This is a genomic window from Streptomyces sp. NPDC097595, from assembly GCF_044761525.1.
Lineage (GTDB): Bacteria > Actinomycetota > Actinomycetes > Streptomycetales > Streptomycetaceae > Streptomyces > Streptomyces drozdowiczii_A.
Genome location: NZ_JBIWCN010000015.1, coordinates 122,992 through 139,699, shown reverse-complemented (window position 1 = coordinate 139,699; position 16,708 = coordinate 122,992). Strand labels below are relative to the sequence as shown.

The window sequence follows — 16,708 nt, the reverse complement described above, 5'->3', positions numbered from 1 at the left end:
GTCCGCGCGCGACCGCGTCGACGGGGCGCCCGTGTGCGCGGGGGCGGCTCGTAGACTCGCCGGGCGGGCCGGCCGGTCCGACGGGCGGGGGCTGCGGGGAGTCGCGACATGGTGATGTGGGTCCAACCGAGCGACGCCGACGCGCTGTTGGCGCGGCGGGACGGGATACGGCAGACCTATGCGGAGGCGTTCGCGGGCCCTCCGTGGCACGAGGACCCGGAGCAGGCCGACGGCTACGTCCGCCGCCTGGCGGAGGACGCCGCCCGCCCCGGATTCCGGGCCGCACTCGCGCTGAGCGGTGACCCGGAGAATCCGGACGCCGCCTCGGTGGTGGGGTTCGCGACGGCCTGGACCACCGGCTCCCCCTTCCCGTCCACCCGCGCCTACGCGGCCGTCGCCTCGCTCCTGGGCCCCGGACGGACGGCAGCCTGGCTCGTCGGCGCGCTGGAGGTGGACGAACTCGCGCTCGCCCCGCACGCCCGGGGGGCCGGCCTGGCGGCCGCGCTCCTGGAGACCGTCACCGCGTCCGCCCCCGGGGGCCGCTGCTGGCTGCTGACCTCGGCGGACGCCGGGCCCGCGGTGCGCCTCTACCGGCGGCTCGGCTGGCGCCGGGTGCCCGGCCCCGCGGAGGGCCCGGACCTCGCCGTGTTCCTCGGGCCCGGACATCCGGCGCCGCGGGAGCCGGCCCCGCGCGCCGGGACCTGAGCGGTGGACAAGCCCGCCCCGCGCATCGGGACATGAGCGGTGGACAACCCCGCCCCGCGCTTCGGCACATAAGCGGTGGACAAGCCCGCCCCGCCCCCGGGAAGCTGTGCGGCGATGACACGCACCGATACGCCTCCCGCTTGGGACGAGCGCACCCAGCTGACCACCTTCCTCGACTACACCCGCGCCACCGCGCTCGCCAAGTGCGAAGGGCTCTCGCAGGAGGACGCCGTGCGGGCGCCCCTGCCCGGCTCCCCGCTGATGACGATCGCGGGGGTGGTCAACCATCTGCGCTGGGTCGAGTACTACTGGTTCGAGGTCGTCTTCCTCGGCGGCGAGGACGAGGGCCCGTGGACGGACGAGGACCCGGACCGCGAGATGCGGATCGCCGTCGACATGCCGCTCGCCGACGTACTGAAGGAGTACGAGGAGCAGAGCGCCCGCTACCGGGAGCTGGTCGCGGCCCACGACCTGGACACGCGGGCCGAGCAGAAGCGCTCGAACGGCACGAGCCAAGACCTGCGCTGGATCCTGCTGCACCTCGTCGAGGAGACGGCCCGTCACAACGGCCACATCGACATCATCCGCGAGATCGTGGACGGGACCACGGGGGACTAGTCGCTCCGGGCCCGGTCCAGCTCCACGTTGAACTGGGCCCCGGACAGCAGCGCCAGGTTGGTGAACCAGACCCAGATCAGGAACACCACCAGCCCCGCCAGTGAGCCGTACAGCCGGCTGTAGGAGCCGATGTACGTGGCGTACAGCGCAAATCCCGCCGACGCGGCCAGCCACAGCAGCGCCGCGAGCACTCCGCCGGGCACCGCCTGCCGGGCCCGGCGGGCCGGCTCCGGGCCGGTGCGGAAGAGGACCGTGATCAGACCGGCGACCAGGCACAGCAGCACCGGCCACTTCAGCACCTCCCACACCGCGTCCCCCACATGGGTCAGACCGAGGCGGTGCGCCGCCCAGCGTGCGAGCGGTCCGGTGAGTACGAGGGCGAAGGCGCTGGCCATCATCAGCAGGAGCAGCCCGACCGCCCACGCCAAGATGATGTGCGCCTGGCGCAGCGCCGGCCGGGTGTCGTGCACGCCGTGCATGGCGTGCAGCGCCCGCCGGAACACCGCGAGATAGCTGGACGCGGACCACAGCGCGCTGACGGACCCGGTCGCGACGAGCAGCCAGACGGCGGTGCGCTGCTGGGTGGCGGCCTCCAGCGGCTCGCGCAGCGCGGCGGCGGCCTCGGCGGGCGCGAAGGCGGTGATGTCGGCGATCAGCGCACCGGTGGCGCCCGGGCTGGCGAGTCCGATGACGGACACGGTCACCAGGAGCGCGGGCAGCAGCGCGAGGATCGCGTAGTACGTGAGGGCCGCGGCCCAGTCCGATATGTCGTCGTTCCACAGCGAGACGGGCGTGCGGCGCAGCGCGAGCGGCCAGCGCCGGGCCCTGCCGGGGGCGGGGGCGGCCGGCGGGGTTCTGCGGGGGTGGGGCGGGGCCCCGGCGGCGGTGCCGCTGGACTGACTGGACACGGTTGCGGCTCCGGGGACGTGAGCGGTGTGGACGGGGCGGCGCCGGGGTACGGGGGCGCCCCCGCCTCTCCTCTTCTGCTCACGTTCCCGCCCGCTACACCCGATTCCGCACCGGCGGGAGCCGCCCGCCTCCCGTTGTCGGACCCCGCTCGTACGCTCTCCCCATGAGCGTCTCCCTCTACTACACCGCGCGCCGCGCGACCCCGCTGACCGGGTCGGAGTCGGCCGCCGTCGCCCGTATCGTCACCGAGCGCCAGGCGTCGTTCCCGTACGAGGACGAGGAGAGCCTGTACGTGTACGACCCCCGCACCGCGGAGCCGGGGACCGTCCTCGACGGCTCCACCAAGATGCCGTTCGACCCCGGTCGCCTGCTGCCGGTGGTCGCCCATGTGCTGGATTCGGTCACGGAGTTGCGCCTGGCCCTGCCGGACGCCGACTGGCGGGTGCACATGGACGACCTGGACGTCGACTGGGACGAGGCCCGGGGCTACGAGCTGCCCGGGATGCGCGACCCGGACCTCATCGCGGATCTCGCCGCGATCCCGGATGCCGTGGGGGACGCGCCGGACGGCCGTGCCACGCTTGGGCCGTGACGACGACCTCGCCCGTGACACCCGACGCCCCCGCCGTCCTGCGCCGCCCGCTCCTCACCCAGCAGTGGCTCGACCTCTGCTTCGTCCACTGGGCCGCGGAGCCCGAGGCGGTGGCGCGGCTGCTGCCGGCGGGGACGGTGCCCGACACGTTCGACGGGGTCACGTACGTCGGGCTTGTGGCCTTCCGGATGCACCGGGTGGGGTGGCTGGGGCTGCCCGGTGTGCCGTACCTCGGCTCGTTCCCCGAGACGAACGTCCGCCTGTACTCGGTGGACGAGCGGGGGCGGCGCGGGGTCGTCTTCCGCTCGCTGGACGCGTCCCGCCTGCTCCCCGCGGCGATGGGCCGGCTGGGCTTCGGCCTGCCGTACGTGTGGTCCCGGATGCGGGTGGCGGCGGCCGGCGACACGATCGGCTACACCAGCACGCGCCGCGTACCCGGCCCTCGCGGCGCGTACAGCCGCATCACCGTGCGCCCCGGCGAACGCATAGGCCGGCCGACTGAGTTGGAGCACTTCCTCACCGCGCGATGGGGCCTGCACCAGTCCGTCCTCGGCCGCACCGCCTATCTGCGCAACGACCACCCCCGCTGGCCCCTGCACCGCGCGGACCTGCTCGTCTGCGAGGAGAACCTGATCGAGGCGGCGGGCCTGCCGGCCCCGAGCGGGGCCCCGGCCAGCGTGCTGTACTCCCCCGGCGTGCCGGTCCGGCTGGGCGGTCCGGCTGGGCGGTCCGTCCTGACCGGCCTTGCTGACGGCCCGTCCTGACCGAAAACCGCTTGCCGATGTGTTTGCCCCCGCCTACCTTGGTGTGCATGGGTTCTCTGTGATATTCCCCCTGCGCCTGCGTTGAGCTCCGCTCCGCAGTAGCGCATTCTCCTGCGCATCCGCACCTGCACGCCTTCGCAGCTCCGTGACGCCTGCCTTCCGGCACGCGTGCCTCGGTGTGCGCTCGGCGTGCGCGGACGCGCCCCGACCACCGCGCGCCGATCGGCACGGGCCGAGAATCAGGGGCTTCTCTTGCACACCGGACAACTCACACTTCAGAACGTCACCCGCCGCTACGACGACCGCGTCGTGCTGGACGACGTCAGCTTCACCGTCAGGCCCGGCGAGCGGGCCGGCGTCATCGGCGACAACGGGGCCGGAAAGTCCACGCTGCTCCGGCTGATCGCCGGGCTCGACCGGCCCGACAACGGTGAGCTGACCGTCGTCGCGCCCGGCGGCACGGGCTACCTCGCCCAGTCGCTCGCCCTGCCCGCCGGGGACACCGTCCAGGACGCGGTGGACGCCTCACTCGCCGGGCTGCGGCAGCTGGAGGCCCGGATGCGCCGGGCCGAGGGCGGGCTCGCGGGCCTGGCCGGCGCGGAGCTGACCGCCGCGCTTGAGGCGTACGCGGAGCTGGTCGCGCGGTACGAGGCGCGGGCCGGTTACGAGGCCGACGCGCGGGTGGACATCGCCCTGCACGGTCTCGGGCTGCCCGGCCTGCACCGGGACCGGCCGCTGTCCACGCTGTCGGGCGGCGAGCGGTCGCGGCTGGCGCTGGCGGGGACGCTGGCCTCCCGGCCGGAGCTGCTGCTGCTCGACGAGCCGACCAACGACCTGGACGACCGGGCGGTGGACTGGCTGGAGAACCACCTGCGGGCGCACCGGGGCACCGTGCTCGCGGTGACGCACGACCGGGTGTTCCTGGAACGGGTCACCACGACGGTCCTGGAGGTCGGCGAGGGCCGGGTGACCCGGTACGGGGACGGCTACGAGGGCTACCTCGCCGCGAAGGCCGCCGACCGCCGGCGCAGGCTGCGGGAGTACGCGGACTGGTGCGACGAGCTGGCCCGTAACCGCGAGCTGGCCGCGTCCAACGTGGCCCGGCTGGACGCGATCCCGCGCAAGGTGCCGCTCAGCGTGTTCGGGCACGGCGGGTTCCGGGCGCGGGGGCGGGGGCACGGGGCGATGGTCCGCATCCGCAACGCGAAGGAGCGCGTCGAGCGGCTGACGGAGCGGCCGGTCGCGCCGCCGCCGGATCCGCTGGTGTTCGCCGCCCGGGTGACCACCGCCGGGGCGTCCGCGCCTCCGGTCGCGGCGGAGCTGGCCGGGGTCCGCGTCGGCCGGCGCCTCTCCGTGCCCGCGCTGCGGATCGGGGGCGCGGAACGGCTGCTGGTCACGGGGGCGAACGGGGCCGGCAAGTCGACGCTGATGCGGGTGCTCGCGGGTGAGCTGCGGCCGGACGCCGGGACCGTGCGGACGCGGGGGCGGGTCGGGCATCTGCGCCAGGAGGAGACGCCCTGGCCGGCCGGTCTGACGCTCCCGGAGGCTTACGCCCACGGGCGCGGCGGTGACCTCGACGCGCACACGGAACACCTGCTGTCGCTGGGCCTGTTCGGCCCGGCGGACCTGCGCCTCCGGGTGGGCGAGCTGTCCTACGGGCAGCGGCGCCGGATCGAACTGGCCCGGCTGGTCGGCGAACCCGTCGACCTGCTGCTGCTCGACGAGCCAACGAACCACCTCGCGCCGGCGCTGGTGGAGGAGCTGGAGGGCGCCCTGGCCGGGTTCGGGGGCGCGGTGGTCGTCGTCACCCACGACCGGCGGTTGCGGGACCGCTTCCACGGGAGGCGGCTGGAAATGGACGGTGGGCGGGTGGTGGAACGTACGGAGGCGGCCTGATTGGCCGATAACTCGCTGGTTCGATGACTGAAATCCGCCCCCTCCGAGGAGGGTCGGTGTCGGTCATATGAACACCGGCCGACTCATGGACAGCCGGGTCACAGACATTCCACCCCTGGGGGGGCCTTGCACCTGTCTTCACTGAAATCCGGCCGCGCGCGCTCGAAGCGCGCGAGCCGGATCGCGGCCTGCACCGCGCTCGTCCTCTCCGCCGGCATGCTGCTGGCGGCCCCGGCCTCGGCCGACGACGCGAAGGGCGCCGACGCGAAGGGCGCCGAGGCGCCGAAGGCCGTCGGCTCGACGCCGCGTATGGACATCACCGGCGACGGCGAGAGCGACATCCTCTACCAGACGCGGGAGGGTTATCTCTTCCAGTCGGTGGGCGGGACGGTAGCGGACTACCTCTTCGAGCTCCACGACCCCGCTGACCCGGGCGGCCGGATCGTCTACAAGGACATCATCGCTCCGGGCGATCTCCAGGGAGACGGCAAGCCCGACCTCCTCACCCTGACGGCCTCCGGCACGCTCACGCTGCACCCGGTTGTCGGTATGGACCCCGTGGGGGGCCCTCCCACCTGGTCGGGGAAGGGCTGGCAGAAGTACAACAAGATCGTCGCGCCCGGCGACCTGACCGGCGACGGTCAGAACGACGTGATCGCGCGCACGCCCTCCGGTGACGTCTATCTCTACGCCGGCAACGGGCACACAGAAGGCGAGCCCTTCGAACCCGCCGTCAAGGTGGCCTCCGGCTGGAACGCGTACGACCAGATCGTCGGCCTGAACGACTCCACCGGTGACGGCATCGGCGATGTCGTCACCCGGACCCCCGCCGGTGACCTGTACTTCCACATGGGTACCGGGGACGCGGCGAAGCCCTTCAAGGTGGCGTCCAAGATCGGCTACGGGTTCGACACGTACAACCAGCTCGTGGGTGTGGACGACATCAACGGGGACGGTAACGGCGACCTCATGGGCCGCACACCGAACGGCGACACGTACATCTACCGCTTCTCCGGCTACGGCCACTACCGGGCGCGGATCCACGGCACCTTCGGGTGGCAGAAAGCGGCCATGTTCGTCGGGGCGGGCGGTGTCCCGGACTTCGGCAAGCACGGCGTCATGGGGGTCACCTCCGACGGCTCCGGCTACTGGTACCACTCCAAGAACACCGGGGAGTTCTTCGCCCGCAGCGGCGAGGACGGGGCGTACTTCGATGAGGGGTGGGCACGCGTCGCCGTCTCCCTCGGTGACGACGGGCGCGTCGACAACCTCTGGGTGCGTAACGGCCGGCTGTACATCGCGGGCCACGCGATCAGCGACGGCTGGAACATCTACAACGACCTCATCGGCCCCGGCGACCTGAGCGGCGACGGCGCGGGCGACATCCTCGCGCGCGACGCCAAGGGCGACCTGTACCTGTACCAGGGGAACGGCAAGGGCACCGCGCTCGCGGCGAAGATCAAGGTGGGCTACGGCTACGGCTCGTACCGCCACATCGTCGGCGCGGGTGACCTCACGGGCGACGGCCGGGCGGACGTGGTGGCCATCGCGAAGGACGGCACGCTGTATCTGTACGAGGGCACGGGGAAGGCGTCCACGCCGTTCAAGGCACGCGTGACGATCGGTACCGGGTTCGACATCTACAACAAGTTCGCCGCGGTCGGCGACCTCAACGGTGACGGCAAGGCCGATCTGGTCGGGGTCAACGGCTACGGCGACCTGTACCGGTACACGTCGACCGGGACGGGCAAGCTCAACAAGCGCGTGCGGATCGGGTACGGCTTCAACACGTACAAGGCGCTGTACTGATGCGCCCGCGCGGCGGCGGCACTGGTGCGGGCCGCCGCCGCGCGGTGCGGGTCAGCTCTGCGAGCCGGTCTCGGCCTCGCCGCGCTGGAAGGAGACCTCCACGCGGCGGTTCTTGCGGCGGCCCTCCTCGTCGTCGTTGCCGGCGATCGGGTAGTCCTCGCCGTAGCCCCGGATCTCGAAGGTGATCCCGGAGCCGCCGAGCGCCTCGTCCAGCACGTTGTGGACGGCCTCGGCGCGCTTCTTGGACAGCACGTCGCCGTGCGCGGACGATCCGAGATCGTCGGTGAACCCGAACACCCGGACCTTCTTGGCGTCCTGCCGCTTGATCTCCTCGGCGATGGCGTTGATCCGCCCCTTGGCCTCACCGCTGAGCTTGGCGCTGTCCTTACCGAAGAGCACTTCCGCCTGGAGGGCGAACTTGATGTCCGCGTTGGTGTCCTCGCGGCGCTCCTCGCCGCCGAGGTCCTCGATGACGGACTTGATGTCGAGGACTTTGGGCGGGGCGAGGGTGGCGCCTTCGGGGAGCTTCAGGTCGGTGTCGTGGGGGTCGATCTCGACGGGGGGTTCGGCGGATGCGGAGGGGTAGGGGCTGTCATCGGCAACCGCGTGCGGGGCGACCGCCCCGACGACCCCGAGGGCGACCACCCCGGCGAGGAGGGTTGTCGTGACGCGGCGGGGGGTCATCCGGAGATCTCGATCGTTGCGTTGGGGAAGCCGGGGAATTGCACACCCACTTCATGGGTGGACGCCTCGGGCGCGGGGAACTGGGCGAAGAACGTCAGAGTGGCACCGGCCTCGATGCTCGGCTCGTAGCCGCTCGTGGTCAGCGGGCGGTTGTCCGTGTCACGAAGCACGTAGTAGCGCTTCTTCGCCTGCGCATCCACCAGCATCATCGCTGCGAGAGACCGACCGTTGGCCGCAACCGCAGTTTCCCGGCCGCTCCATTGAATCGGCGTGGTGTAGGCACCGCTTCCCGTGTTCTTGAACTGCCCGTTTACCGTCAGGAATCCACCCGAATCTCGCATCGCGGAAGTGATGACCATCTCCACGCCGGAGTCCCCCTTGACGGTCGTCAGCACCGTGTTGGTTTCCGGAGTCGTCTCAGCGGACTTGCTCTTCGCCTTCCCGGAACCCTGTGACGTCGCAGAGCGCGATGCCCCCTTGTCCTGGCCGCTGCCGTCATCGTCGCCACCGCACGCAGCCGCAGAGAAGGCCAACGTCGCTACCAAGAGCGCGGCGGCACCGGACCGGCGCACTTTCCTCACGTACCGAGCAGTCATCGATCCCTATCCTTTGCGGTCAGTCTCAGTCAGTCTTCGGCCAGGCGTACGGTGAAGAGGTCGGCCACGTCCGGCACGAGCGTCGGGTCCTCCGGGTCAACCGACCAATCCGGGCCGCCGTCACAGTGGATCCTGCCGATCGACACGGATGGCGGATCCGCGTCCGCGCCCGGGTCGGCATCGGGGGCTGCGGTCTCGGCCGGGACGAAGGCACAACGGGGCTCGATCACGGCCACGGCCATGGCTTCCGCCTTCCTGCCTTCCGTGCCGGGCACGATGTCCGTGCTCATTCCCTTGGCCGATTTCAGACGGACTTCGTAGCCCCATCTGCCATCGGCCAGTGGACGGCATCGGACGCTGCCCGCCTTGTTCCGGGCAGCGAAGTCCGACGCCTTCCGGCAAGCATCGTCCGCTCCCCCGAGGTAGGAGGCGCTAAACACGGATTCGAGGTATTCGGGGTCCGTGAGGTGTGCCTTCAGATCCGGCTCCAGTCGGCTGCGCGATTCCTTGGCAGCCGCCAGTGCGGCGGCATCGGCAGCACTCTGTGCGCCATTCCGCCGAATATCGGCTTCGCCGAACGCGAATAGAACCAGCGCGACGAAGAGCACACCCGCCACCGCCGCAATGTAGAGCGGCGCGGCCTGCCCTGCTTCGGCTTTCCGCCGGACAATCACCTGTTGAGAACCGAGTTGATCTTCGCCGTGAACTTGTTCCCGATGGTGGCGCCCAAGTCCGTGTTCAGCAAGGCGACCACGATCGCCACCACCAAAATCGTAATGCCGACATACTCGATAGCCCCCTGCCCCGCGTCCTTCCGGCGCTTCATGCGGTCCACGGTGGTGTGCGCCCAGTGGTTCACATAAGTCTGCGTGCGCACCACCGCCCTGAGCGCGATGTCCTTCATGGCGATGTCCCCCTCCAGGTTCGACCGACCGGGAATCGGTCGACGATGATCCGTAAGTCCCGCGTCGTGGGCTGCCGGGCCCATTCCCACTCCTGGGGCTCGTCAGACGTATCGCTTTCAGCCATGCCGCCCCTCCCGCCCCCCTCAACTCCGAATGTCCCACAAATGGACCTCTGGGGAGGGCACTTCGCGGGCTCAGCTGCCGAAGATCTCATTGATGTTCACGTTCGCCGCGTAGTAGAAGCCGACCGCGATCAGGATGATCGTGCCCGGGAGCATGAAGCTCGTGACGATCAGCGTTGCCTTCGGGACCGCCTTGGCGGCCTTGCGGCGGGCGTTCTGGGCGTCCGTGCGGCGCATGTCGTTGGCGATCTGGATCAGGGTGTCGACGATGGGCGCGCCCAGCTCCTCGCCCTGTTGGAGCGCGGAGACGAACATCGAGACCTGTTCGGAGTCGTTGCGGCGGCGGAGCTGGTCGAAGGCGTCGCGCCTGCTGACGCCCATGTCCATCTGGCGCAGCGTGATGCGCAGCTCGTCGGACCACGGCCCGGTGTACTTCTCCGAGACCCGCTCCAGCGCCTGCCGGAAGCCGAGTCCGGCCGAGACGACGACCGCGAGGACGTCCAGGAAGTCGGGCAGGGTGCGCTCGATGTCGTCCTTGCGGCGGGCGATGGCCGCCCGGATGATCACGTCCGTCCAGAACAGGCCGTAGACGAGCAGGATGACGGCCAGGACCACCTGCCCGTTCATCAGCATGGCCAGGGCCGCCAGGATGCCGAGCCCGCCGAAGACCGCGCGCCGGGCGGCGTAACGGTCGACCGTCAGGCCGCGCGGGTTGCCGGCCATGTCGAGTTTCCGGCGGATGCGGTCGACGCGCCGGGGGCCCATCAGCGACAGGACCCGCGGCGCGTACCGCATGCCGACGCGGTCGATGGCCGACCCGGCGGCGCTGGTGCGGCTGGCGCCGACCTCCAGGGCGAGGGCCAGGTCGCCGGGGAGCTTGGCGTCCGCGCGGTACATGCGGATGCCCTGGAAGACGCCGAGGACGGCGAGCCCCATGACGGCGGCGAGCAGGAGTTCCATGTGGGTGTCCTTCCGGCCCTCAGATGCGGACGCGCGTGAGGCGGTTGATCAGGAAGAAGCCGAGGGCGTAGAGCCCGGCGGCGACGACGATGGCGATGCGGCCGGGTGTCGCGGCGGCCATGTCGTCCAGTGCGCCGCCCCTCATGGTGTTGATGAGGAGCAGGAAGAGCAGCCCGAGGACGGGGACGGCGACGGCGGTGACCTTCACCTGGGACAGGAGGGTGGTGACCTCGCGCCGGGTCTCCTTGCGCTCCTCCAGCGTGTTGGTGAGGTTGCGCAGCGAGGAGACGATGGTGCCGCCCGCCCGGTTGGAGAGGATGAGGGTGGAGACCAGGACGGTCAGTTCCCGGGAGGGCAGCCGCTCCACGAGTTCGTTGAGGGCGTCGTCCAGCGAGTGCCCGATGGCCAGGCGGTCGGCGACGCGCCGCAGTTCCTCGTGGGCGGGGTCGTCCAGCTCCTCGACGGCCATGGAGATCGCGGTGCGCAGGGCGAGTCCGGCCTGGGTGGCGTTGGCGAGGACGCGGGTGAGTTCGGGGAGCTGGCTGATGAACGCCTCGGTGCGTTTGGCGCGCTGCCAGTTGAGGAAGGCGTTGCCGCCCCAGGCGCCGATCAGGACCGCGAGGAGCCCGAAGAACGAGGCGAAGACGGCCGCGGTGACGAGGTAGAGCCCGAGCAGGGCGGCGACGACGTACACCGCGTACTCGCCGGGCGTCAGGTCGAGCCCGGTGACCGCGAGCTTCCGCTCGATGCGCTTGCCGAGGCCGGTCCGCCGCAGCTTGCGGTCGACGGACCGGAAGCGCCGGACGCGCCCCTCGATCGCCAGGGGGCCAGTCCGGGAGAGGCGGTCGATGAGCGCCCGCTGCTGTTCCCGGCCGGAGGCGAAGACATGCAGACCGATGACGGCGAGCACACAGGCGAGCAGGGTCACGCCGACCGTCAGGAGCGGCAGGTTGTCCATGTCGGGAAGCGCCTTCCGAGCGAGGGGGTGGGGGGTCAAGCCGTGGGCGTACGGGTGAGCAGCTGCTCGTCCGTATGGGCGACCCCGAACGCCGGAGGGACGGTCTCGTTCGCCATGTAGAAGCGGTCCGCGATCCGGCGGGGCACCGGGAAGTACGCGAACTGCCCGTACACGCGCCCGTCCGCCGCCATCGGGCGGGCGTCGAAGCGGCAGACGGAGACGATGCGGTAGTCCTCGCGGCCGTACGAGTCCACGACGGCGATCTCCGTGACGCGGCGGGAGCCGTCGCCGTGCCGGGTCAGCTGGATGATGACGTCGACGGCGCTGTTGATCTGGTCGTGGATCGCGGCGAACGGGATCTCGACCTCGGACATGGAGCTGAGGGTCTGGAGCCGCATCAGCGCGTCCTCCGCGCTGTTGGCGTGGACGGTGGCGAGGGACCCGTCGTGGCCGGTGGACATGGCCTGGAGCATGTCGAGGGTCTCGCCGCCCCGGACCTCGCCGACGATGATGCGGTCGGGCCGCATGCGCAGGGAGTTGCGGACGAGGTCGCGGATGGTGACCCGGCCCTTGCCCTCGACGTTGGGCGGGCGGCTCTCCAGCGTGATGACGTGCGACTGCTGGAGCCGGAGCTCCGCGGAGTCCTCGATGGTGACGATGCGCTCGCCGTCGGGGATCAGCCCGGAGAGCGCGTTGAGCAGCGTCGTCTTGCCGGTGCCGGTGGCGCCGGAGACGATCACGTTGAACTTGGCGCGGACGAACCCGGCGAGCAGGAGCAGCATGTGCTCGTCCAGCGAGCCGAGCGCGATCATCTCCTGGAGCGTGAAGGCACGGGGGAAGCGCCGGATGGTGAGGATCGGCCCGGACAGGGAGAGCGGCGGGATGACCACGTTGACACGCTCGCCGGAGGGCAGCCGGGCGTCGACCATCGGGTTCGACTCGTCCACGCGGCGGTTGACCGTGGAGACGATGCGTTCGATGGTCTGCATCAGCTGCTCGTTGGAGGAGAAACGCATCGGGAGGAGTTCGAGGCGGCCGCCGCGCTCCACGTAGACCTGTTCGGGGCCGTTGACCATGATCTCGCTGATGGAGGCGTCCTCCAGGAGCGGTTCGAGGATGCCGAGGCCCAGCGCCTCGTCCACGACCCGGCGGATCAGCTGCGAGCGCTCCACGGAGGACAGGACGGGGCCCTCGCGGCTGATGATGTGTCCGAGGACGCGTTCGAGCCGGGCCCTGCGGTCGGCCGCCGCGAGGGCGGACATCTCGGCGAGGTCGATCTCCTCCAGCAGTTTGGCGCGGTAGGCGCCGACGAGCCGGCTCTCCTCGCTCATCCCGTTCGCGGGTTCGGGGCTGGTGATGCGCGCCCGCAGGCTCATGTGATCGACTCCCTCGTTTCCTGTGGCCGCATGGTCGGTTCCGGGTCAGTCGCTCGGCATGGTGGCGCTCTTCTCGACGGAGCCGAAGGAGAACATCGGCAGCAGAGCGGGGATGGAAACCCGCACGGTGACGGTCACCGATTCCGCGCCGGCCCCGGTGCTGACGGTCGCCCCGTCCGCGAGCCAGCTGCTCATGGAGTCCCGGGCCACCGCGCCCGCCCGGCCCTGCCGGCCCTCGGTCGACGCCACCCGGGCCGCCGCCCGCGCGGCCGTACCCGCCTGCTGGGCGGCGTACACGGCGAAGCCGAGCTGGACCACGGCCAGCGCGACGACGAGGAGCAGGGTGAGTACGCCCACGTACTCGATGGCGGCCTGCCCGCGCTGCGGGGAGCCGGAACGGCGCCGGGTCACCATGCGTCCCGCCGCTCGTTCCTGGCCTTGGCCTCGCCGGTGGCGTGCATGGGCACGCTGAACGCCCCGGGGAACAGGAGGGGTACGTCGATGCGCACGGTCGCGGTGACCAGCTCGCCGGATCCGCCACCGCAGTACACCGTCGTCGACCAGGCACCGGGAACGTCCTCGCGCGCCGCACGTTCGCAGGCCGCCCCCGGGTCGCCCTCCGCGACGGCGGCGGCCCGGACCGCCTTGTCGGCGGCGTTCCCGGCGAGGATGTACGTGTAGCAGACGAGCCCCGCCTGCCAGAGCAGGGCGAGGGTGAGGAGGATGAGGGGCAGGGTGCCGACGAACTCGATCGCGGTCTGGCCCCGGTCGGAGCGGGAGCGGGCGTCACCGCGCACGTCTGCGCGTAAGAGGTTCATGGCACGGCGCTCCCCCTCGGCGTTCATTTCGCACGCGCCCGCCGGCCGCCCGACGGGCCGCGCTCACCCTTCAGCCTGCCCCCTCGGACGGCCACTTCCGCGTTCTTGACCAGACCGAGTTCTCCGGCCAGCCCCCAGAGGGCCTGCTTCACCGTGGACTTGGCGTCCAGGTCCTGGAGGCGCCCGGCGTCCACGACCGCTTGGAGCTCCTTGAAGTTGGCCGGAACGGCGATCCGGGCGACCTTGGTGGCGGTGATCTTCTCGATCAGCGCGGGCTGGATCTCCGTGTGGCGGGTGTGCCGGTTGACGAGGGTGATGGTCTCCTCGGCCTTGCGGACCTGGAGCCGGTCCCAGAGCCGGACCATGCGCTTGGCGGCCCGGACGGCGATCACGTCCGGGGTGGTGACGAGCACGGTGCGGTCCGCCATCTCGACGGCGGCGGCGTTGGCCGAGTCCATGTACGTACCGCAGTCGACGACCACGACCTCGTAGCGGTGGCGCAGGGCGCTGACGGTCTGGCGTACGACGCGGTCGGTGACCTCCTCGCCGCGCTCGCCGTCGGCCGGGGCGAGGAGCAGGGCCACGCCGGATTCGTGGTTGTACAGGGCGTCCTGGAGGACCCGGGGCGAGATGTCCTGGATGGTGGCGAGGTCGACCACGGACCGGCGGAACTGCACGTCCAGGTAGGAGGCGACGTCACCCGACTGGAGGTCCAGGTCGGCCAGTGCGACGGTGTGCCCGGAGGCGGCGGCCGCCAGGGCGAGCTGGACGGCCGTGACGGTGGTGCCGACGCCGCCCTTCGCGCCGCTGACGGTGACGACGGTGCCGCCGGGGCCGGTGTGCAGCTCGGCGCCGGCCCCGAGGTGGCGGCGGACGCCCACGGACCAGCCGGAGGCGGCCTGGACGCGCTGCGCCAGCTCCTCGTACGAGAGGGGCAGGCCGACCAGGCCGCGGGCGCCGGAGTCCATGGCGGCCGAGTAGAGCCCGGGGCTGGTGTCGGCGGTGACGAGGACGACGCCGACGGCCGGGAAGCGCAGGGCCACTTCCCGGATCAGCTCCAGGGCCGGGACGGGGCCGATCCGTTCGTGCACGAGGACGACCTCGGGGAGCTCGTCCAGGGATTCGGCGGCGAGCCGGGCGAGGGTGTCGAGCAGTGAGGTCGAGTCGCCGAGCGGGGCGGCCGGCTCCGCGTCGGGGAGCTGGCCGAGGAGCCCGGAGACGGCGCGGGCGGCGTCGGCGTCACCGACGGCCGGGAGGATGCGTGTGCTCATCCGGTCCTCACTTGTTCTTGTCTTCGTCGAGGTCGTAGCTGCCCTCGCCCGGGCGCAGGGTGGTCGGGCTGTCGGCGGGGAGCAGGGCGAGGCGTACGTGTTCGGCGAAGGACTCCGCGTAGGCGACGCGTTGGGCGTCGTCGGTGTCCAGGGCGAAGGTGATCGGCACGGCCTCGGTGGGGCCGTCGCTGCGGTCCTCCGGCTTGGGTTCGAGGGAGGTGAGCCGGCCGACGTCGATGACGTGCGCATTGGCCACGATGACGCGCGAGGTGGGCTTCTCCTTGTCGGTGCGGCCGGCGAAGGTGGCGTAGATGTTGACGAGGTTGCCGGGCCTGATCTTGCCGGCGACACCGGTGGCCGCGTCGATCATGATGGCGATCTCCTGCTGCCCGCTCTTCAGCTTCGGGCGGTCGACCAGCATGTCTTCCTGGAGCAGGGAGCCGGGGTGCAGTTCGGTGACGGCGATCTTGCCGCGCAGGGCGGAGAGGTCGGTGACGGCGCTCTTGGAGAGCCAGCGCTCGGGCATCGAGATCTTCTCGAACTGGTCGGCCTCCAGGGGCTTGTAGGGCGCGATGGTGGTCTTCACCCGGTACGCGGTCACCTCGGGGCCCACCTTCGCGTTCACGTCACCGATCACCGAGATCACACCGGCGAATGCGGCGAGGGCGCACAGGACCGACAGGACGAGCAGGATGACGCCGCGGCGTTGCCGTGAATTCATGGGCGGAGCGACCTCGTTGGGGTATGGGGGCCGACGGTCGGTACGGAGCGGGGCGGTGCCGGTGCCTCAGGGATTCAGGGCGGCGGGGCCGCGCGTGCGGTCCTCGGGCGGGTGCAGGGGGGCGTTGCACAGGCCGCAGCGGTCGCCGATGAGTTCGTTTCCGCACCAGGTACAGACCTCTCTGCGCACCGAGGCGACCAGTTGGTAGATCAGTGAGATGTCGGGCAGGTAGGCCGCGAACTCGACCATCTTCGGGGTGCCCCACCAGCCGGGGGACTCGTCGGGCAGGACGGCCTCGTGCACCGCCTGCACCTGCCACGCCTGGGCCAGCGCGCCGGTCACCCACTCCGACTGGGACTGCCCCCGGGCGATCAGGAGATGCGTGGCGAAGCGGGGTCCGGTCAGCTCACCCGTACCGACCCTGACGAGCTGGGGTGCCGGGTTGGCGAGCACGCCGAACTGGGAGCCGGGGACCCAGGACTTGGCGTGCGACTTGAGGCTGACGGGCACCCGGTCGAGCCGGGTCACGGAGTTGAGCAGCGCCCCGGCGTGCACATAGTGGGACAGGAGCCTGGCGGCGGAGGCGATCACGCCGGCGCTGAAGTCGCAGACGGACAACTGCCGTAACTGGCGCACCAGTACGGCCACGCCGAGCGGCGGCAGCTCCGATTTGAGCAGGGCGATCCGGTCGCTCTCCAGGATCGCGCGGACGGTGTGCAGCCGGCGCTCGTGCGCGGCGGGGATGCCGGACGGGTAGACGGCGATGACGTGTCCGTGCTGCTCCAGGAGGAGCCGCATGTCGTCCAGGGCCTGGTCCAGGGACTGTTCGCCGGGGCCGCGCAGGACGACCGCCGGGGGTGTCTGGCGGTCCTGCGGGGGCAGCACGAGGCCGGGACCGGTCACTGCTATGGCTGTCGGCACGCCGCTCCCCGTTCCTCGGGCCGCCGCGTACCGCCGGCCGCACTCGCTCCCCCGGGTGCTTCCGCTCGGATGCTCCCGCCTGA

Annotated in this window: 19 protein-coding genes; 6 read left to right on the top strand and 13 right to left on the bottom strand. The window is 71.4% G+C overall.

What is annotated here, in order from left to right:
- Window positions 1-108 precede the first annotated feature (108 nt).
- On the top strand, window positions 109-705 hold the full coding sequence (locus tag ACIQZN_RS23175) for a GNAT family N-acetyltransferase (RefSeq protein WP_403996990.1): 597 nt from the start codon (window positions 109-111) through the stop codon (window positions 703-705).
- 114 nt (window positions 706-819) lie between these two features.
- Window positions 820-1,323 (top strand): DinB family protein, encoded by a 504-nt coding sequence (locus ACIQZN_RS23170; protein ID WP_403996987.1) that lies wholly within the window; start codon window positions 820-822, stop codon window positions 1,321-1,323.
- Here the strand turns inward: ACIQZN_RS23170 and ACIQZN_RS23165 are convergent.
- Window positions 1,320-2,231 (bottom strand): YihY/virulence factor BrkB family protein, encoded by a 912-nt coding sequence (locus tag ACIQZN_RS23165; protein WP_403996984.1) that lies wholly within the window; start codon window positions 2,229-2,231, stop codon window positions 1,320-1,322. The two genes, ACIQZN_RS23170 and ACIQZN_RS23165, sit on opposite strands and share 4 nt — an antisense overlap.
- Window positions 2,232-2,395: 164 nt before the next feature.
- Here ACIQZN_RS23165 and ACIQZN_RS23160 point away from each other — a divergent pair, with 164 nt between their 5' ends.
- The 4 genes from ACIQZN_RS23160 (at window position 2,396) to ACIQZN_RS23145 (ending at window position 7,293) form a co-directional block, all read left to right on the top strand.
- Window positions 2,396-2,824 carry a hypothetical protein gene (locus ACIQZN_RS23160; RefSeq protein ID WP_403996981.1) on the top strand — a complete coding sequence of 143 codons (429 nt, stop codon included), beginning with the start codon at window positions 2,396-2,398 and terminating at the stop codon, window positions 2,822-2,824.
- Window positions 2,821-3,588: a YqjF family protein gene (locus tag ACIQZN_RS23155; RefSeq protein ID WP_403996978.1), complete on the top strand. Its 768-nt coding sequence runs from the start codon at window positions 2,821-2,823 to the stop codon at window positions 3,586-3,588. Before ACIQZN_RS23160 ends, ACIQZN_RS23155 begins: the two co-directional genes overlap by 4 nt.
- Before the next feature lie 252 nt (window positions 3,589-3,840).
- Entirely contained in the window at window positions 3,841-5,484 is a 1,644-nt protein-coding gene (locus ACIQZN_RS23150) for a TlrC/CarA/OleB/SrmB family ABC-F type ribosomal protection protein (RefSeq protein ID WP_403996976.1), read from the top strand.
- A gap of 126 nt (window positions 5,485-5,610) precedes the next feature.
- Window positions 5,611-7,293, top strand: coding sequence for an FG-GAP repeat domain-containing protein (locus ACIQZN_RS23145; protein ID WP_403996973.1), 1,683 nt, complete (start codon window positions 5,611-5,613; stop codon window positions 7,291-7,293).
- 51 nt (window positions 7,294-7,344) lie between these two features.
- Here ACIQZN_RS23145 and ACIQZN_RS23140 read toward each other — a convergent pair whose 3' ends face one another.
- The 12 genes from ACIQZN_RS23140 to ACIQZN_RS23085 form a co-directional block, all read right to left on the bottom strand.
- Window positions 7,345-7,977 (bottom strand): OmpA family protein, encoded by a 633-nt coding sequence (locus ACIQZN_RS23140; RefSeq protein ID WP_403996970.1) that lies wholly within the window; start codon window positions 7,975-7,977, stop codon window positions 7,345-7,347.
- A complete protein-coding gene (locus ACIQZN_RS23135; protein WP_403996967.1) occupies window positions 7,974-8,573 on the bottom strand; it encodes a hypothetical protein in 600 nt (199 codons plus the stop codon). Before ACIQZN_RS23135 ends, ACIQZN_RS23140 begins: the two co-directional genes overlap by 4 nt.
- Window positions 8,574-8,602: 29 nt before the next feature.
- A complete protein-coding gene (locus tag ACIQZN_RS23130; protein ID WP_403996964.1) occupies window positions 8,603-9,247 on the bottom strand; it encodes a pilus assembly protein TadG-related protein in 645 nt (214 codons plus the stop codon).
- Window positions 9,244-9,477: a hypothetical protein gene (locus ACIQZN_RS23125; protein ID WP_403996962.1), complete on the bottom strand. Its 234-nt coding sequence runs from the start codon at window positions 9,475-9,477 to the stop codon at window positions 9,244-9,246. The genes ACIQZN_RS23130 and ACIQZN_RS23125 overlap by 4 nt, the downstream gene beginning before the upstream one ends.
- Window positions 9,478-9,672: 195 nt before the next feature.
- Entirely contained in the window at window positions 9,673-10,560 is an 888-nt protein-coding gene (locus ACIQZN_RS23120) for a DUF5936 domain-containing protein (RefSeq protein ID WP_403996959.1), read from the bottom strand.
- A gap of 19 nt (window positions 10,561-10,579) precedes the next feature.
- Entirely contained in the window at window positions 10,580-11,518 is a 939-nt protein-coding gene (locus ACIQZN_RS23115) for a type II secretion system F family protein (protein ID WP_403996956.1), read from the bottom strand.
- A 35-nt stretch (window positions 11,519-11,553) separates the two neighbouring features.
- The gene (locus tag ACIQZN_RS23110; RefSeq protein ID WP_403996954.1) at window positions 11,554-12,894 is read right to left on the bottom strand and encodes a CpaF family protein; all 1,341 of its coding nucleotides are present in this window, start codon (window positions 12,892-12,894) and stop codon (window positions 11,554-11,556) included.
- A 45-nt stretch (window positions 12,895-12,939) separates the two neighbouring features.
- Window positions 12,940-13,308, bottom strand: a complete 369-nt coding sequence (locus ACIQZN_RS23105) for a TadE/TadG family type IV pilus assembly protein (protein ID WP_403996951.1) — start codon at window positions 13,306-13,308, stop codon at window positions 12,940-12,942.
- Window positions 13,302-13,712: a TadE/TadG family type IV pilus assembly protein gene (locus ACIQZN_RS23100; protein WP_403996948.1), complete on the bottom strand. Its 411-nt coding sequence runs from the start codon at window positions 13,710-13,712 to the stop codon at window positions 13,302-13,304. Before ACIQZN_RS23100 ends, ACIQZN_RS23105 begins: the two co-directional genes overlap by 7 nt.
- A gap of 23 nt (window positions 13,713-13,735) precedes the next feature.
- Window positions 13,736-14,983 (bottom strand): CpaE family protein, encoded by a 1,248-nt coding sequence (locus tag ACIQZN_RS23095; RefSeq protein ID WP_403996945.1) that lies wholly within the window; start codon window positions 14,981-14,983, stop codon window positions 13,736-13,738.
- A 7-nt stretch (window positions 14,984-14,990) separates the two neighbouring features.
- Window positions 14,991-15,704, bottom strand: a complete 714-nt coding sequence (gene cpaB, locus ACIQZN_RS23090; protein WP_403996943.1) for a Flp pilus assembly protein CpaB — start codon at window positions 15,702-15,704, stop codon at window positions 14,991-14,993.
- 66 nt (window positions 15,705-15,770) lie between these two features.
- Complete coding sequence (locus ACIQZN_RS23085) at window positions 15,771-16,607, bottom strand: hypothetical protein (protein ID WP_403997175.1); 837 nt, start codon at window positions 16,605-16,607, stop codon at window positions 15,771-15,773.
- Window positions 16,608-16,708: the final 101 nt, after the last annotated feature.

Excerpts from the sequence above, each read along its gene's own strand:
- ACIQZN_RS23175 (WP_403996990.1), top strand. The coding sequence starts at position 109 with ATGGTGATGTGGGTCCAACCGAGCGACGCCGACGCGCTGTTGGCGCGG.
- ACIQZN_RS23170 (WP_403996987.1), top strand. The coding sequence starts at position 820 with ATGACACGCACCGATACGCCTCCCGCTTGGGACGAGCGCACCCAGCTG.
- ACIQZN_RS23160 (WP_403996981.1), top strand. The coding sequence starts at position 2,396 with ATGAGCGTCTCCCTCTACTACACCGCGCGCCGCGCGACCCCGCTGACC.
- ACIQZN_RS23140 (WP_403996970.1), bottom strand. The coding sequence starts at position 7,977 with ATGACCCCCCGCCGCGTCACGACAACCCTCCTCGCCGGGGTGGTCGCC.
- ACIQZN_RS23135 (WP_403996967.1), bottom strand. The coding sequence starts at position 8,573 with ATGACTGCTCGGTACGTGAGGAAAGTGCGCCGGTCCGGTGCCGCCGCG.
- ACIQZN_RS23125 (WP_403996962.1), bottom strand. The coding sequence starts at position 9,477 with ATGAAGGACATCGCGCTCAGGGCGGTGGTGCGCACGCAGACTTATGTG.
- ACIQZN_RS23120 (WP_403996959.1), bottom strand. The coding sequence starts at position 10,560 with ATGGAACTCCTGCTCGCCGCCGTCATGGGGCTCGCCGTCCTCGGCGTC.
- ACIQZN_RS23115 (WP_403996956.1), bottom strand. The coding sequence starts at position 11,518 with ATGGACAACCTGCCGCTCCTGACGGTCGGCGTGACCCTGCTCGCCTGT.
- ACIQZN_RS23110 (WP_403996954.1), bottom strand. The coding sequence starts at position 12,894 with ATGAGCCTGCGGGCGCGCATCACCAGCCCCGAACCCGCGAACGGGATG.
- ACIQZN_RS23105 (WP_403996951.1), bottom strand. The coding sequence starts at position 13,308 with ATGGTGACCCGGCGCCGTTCCGGCTCCCCGCAGCGCGGGCAGGCCGCC.
- ACIQZN_RS23100 (WP_403996948.1), bottom strand. The coding sequence starts at position 13,712 with ATGAACCTCTTACGCGCAGACGTGCGCGGTGACGCCCGCTCCCGCTCC.
- ACIQZN_RS23095 (WP_403996945.1), bottom strand. The coding sequence starts at position 14,983 with ATGAGCACACGCATCCTCCCGGCCGTCGGTGACGCCGACGCCGCCCGC.
- cpaB (WP_403996943.1), bottom strand. The coding sequence starts at position 15,704 with ATGAATTCACGGCAACGCCGCGGCGTCATCCTGCTCGTCCTGTCGGTC.